Consider the following 2,081-nt stretch of genomic DNA (forward strand, 5'->3'; position numbering starts at 1 on the left):
GAACCAATAACTAATAACTAAATGGGAGGGTGGGGCAGCAATGCCCCATTAAATTGCTATGGCATGGGCTAAATTAAGACATTCAAACGCTATCGCTTTATTGTTAATGAGTGGGTTATTATTGCTCAATTTACGAAGCGGCGAGTATCTAAAAATTGATTGGTCTTTGTTGCCAGAAACGAAGCAAAGAGCAGAAAAAGCGGGTGCGATTGCAGCCGACAAAATCAAAACAGTGCTGGCTCAAACTGCAACAGGTTGTATCAATCAAAAACCCTTCACTGTTGAACAATATGCCCAAGTCAGAGAGTTGCTAAAACCAGGGATAGCGAGAGCGCAAATCGAAGCAATTATCGGTGCTGGATGTGGGATTGAACTGGACAAATTCAGTTGGACTGCAACTAATGGCAAAAAGCTAATTGTGCAATTTGAGCCTGATGGTTCGTTTAAGAGTTACACCTTCGACAAACGGGAGGTGTTAACCGATGTTTGAGTTTCCTGTTGATACATCTCCTACGCTTTACTCTCCTGAAGCTGGCTATCAGCACAATCCGGTTAGTTTGGACACAGCTTATCGCCGGGGGGATTTTATTACTGCTGTTGTCGTTACGGGAATCGCGATCGCTATTTTAGCACCTGGGCTTAACAAAATATTGCAGAATTCAGTTGGAGTGTTGGTGAGAGGCGGGCAATCAATGCAAACAGTTCACTCAGCACAGTCAGGTCAAACAGTTCAATTAGCCGCCAATAATCAACAGGCAACAATTGCATCAGGCTTATCCGAAACTGCTAGCAGTAGCCGCATTACTTCCAACAATACTCCTAAGTTTAGCGGCAAATGGGCAACTTCTCTACAAGCGGGGGACACCATTGCAGGATATCAAATCAGCAGCGCCTTTGGGCCTCGTAAATCACCATGTCCCGGTTGTAGTTCGATGCACTTTGGAACTGACGTGGCAACACCAATGTACACGCCTTTGTATGCGATTGGGCCAGTCGGAGGAACCGTTAATGTTCGCTGCTGGGATAATGGTCGCTGGGGTTGGGTTGCTAGCTATTCTGTAACAGAATGGGGCGTTAGTTTTGACTACTTACATTTGCCCGTTGGAGAGTGCAAAAGCGGCTTTCAAAAAGTAGGCACAGTCATAGCTAAATCGGGTACGGCTGGCACTGGGCCACACCTTCATTTTCAACAGCGTCCAGGGGGGACTGATGGCGAGAAAGTGCCGCCACAAACGGGCTATATTTATCAAGCTTTAACAGGTAAATTGCCAGAGGAAAGTCAATGACAGTTTACAAAATTAAACATCGGGATGAATTTGATTTTAGGCTGGTTACTTGGGGTGCAGTAGTGCTAACTGGAGCTTACATTTTAGTGCCACCAGTCATCCAATCCGAACCCGCACAGCAGTTAATTAGTGTTGCTCAAATTACGGCTGATAAAGTTACTGGAAAAACACAAAAAGATGCTGTGAGCATACCAAATACTAAAGCAGAAGCCGCATTACAATTAGCTTTTGGCTTTGAGGGAGGCTGTCAAAATTTGGGTAACGACAGTGGCAACTGGTTTCAAGGACAAAAAGGCTTTACTTGCATGGGAATTATCCCTAGTGTGGGTTGGCATCATCGCAACGATTTACTGTCAGTTTTAGGTACAGGATTTAGCGGTCATCCATCTATGTTTGTCAAGTTTGCTTATGATAAGAATCCTGTGGCATTTAAGACTGCGGTTGCACAGATTTACAAACAGGATTATTTTGCACCTGGTGGTTGTGCTGAGTTGTCTCAGCCTGCTTTTGAAGTATGTGCCGATATTGCTATTAATTCGGGAGTGGGAAGGTCGAGACAATATTTGAGGGAAATTGGCAACATTGCTGACCCGAAACAACTAGCGAGGGCGCTTAATGAACGACACAGACAAGATTATTTGAAATGGAGCGCACCGGGGAATAAAGATTCGGTTTTTCGGGCAGGTTGGCTCAGTCGAGCCGATAGGCGGGATAGGTATATTGATAAGTTTTAAGCTGGTGTGTTAACGCTGTCAAGAACCCAAATTCAAACTCGGACTGGTTAAGGCTGTTTAG

General features: G+C 44.8%; 3 protein-coding genes. All 3 read left to right on the forward strand.

Annotated features, from left to right (window positions below; all coding sequences use genetic code 11):
• Window positions 1–58: 58 nt before the first annotated feature.
• The 3 genes from OSCI_RS08065 to OSCI_RS08075 are packed head-to-tail and all read left to right on the forward strand — an operon-like array spanning window position 59 to window position 2,020.
• Entirely contained in the window at window positions 59–490 is a 432-nt protein-coding gene (locus tag OSCI_RS08065) for a hypothetical protein (protein ID WP_007354417.1), read from the forward strand.
• Entirely contained in the window at window positions 483–1,286 is an 804-nt protein-coding gene (locus tag OSCI_RS08070) for a M23 family metallopeptidase (RefSeq protein WP_007354418.1), read from the forward strand. The genes OSCI_RS08065 and OSCI_RS08070 overlap by 8 nt, the downstream gene beginning before the upstream one ends.
• A complete protein-coding gene (locus OSCI_RS08075; protein ID WP_007354419.1) occupies window positions 1,283–2,020 on the forward strand; it encodes a glycosyl hydrolase 108 family protein in 738 nt (245 codons plus the stop codon). Before OSCI_RS08070 ends, OSCI_RS08075 begins: the two co-directional genes overlap by 4 nt.
• The last annotated feature ends 61 nt before the right edge of the window (window positions 2,021–2,081 follow it).

It is taken from the genome of Kamptonema sp. PCC 6506, assembly GCF_000180455.1.
GTDB classification, from domain to species: domain Bacteria; phylum Cyanobacteriota; class Cyanobacteriia; order Cyanobacteriales; family Microcoleaceae; genus Kamptonema; species Kamptonema formosum.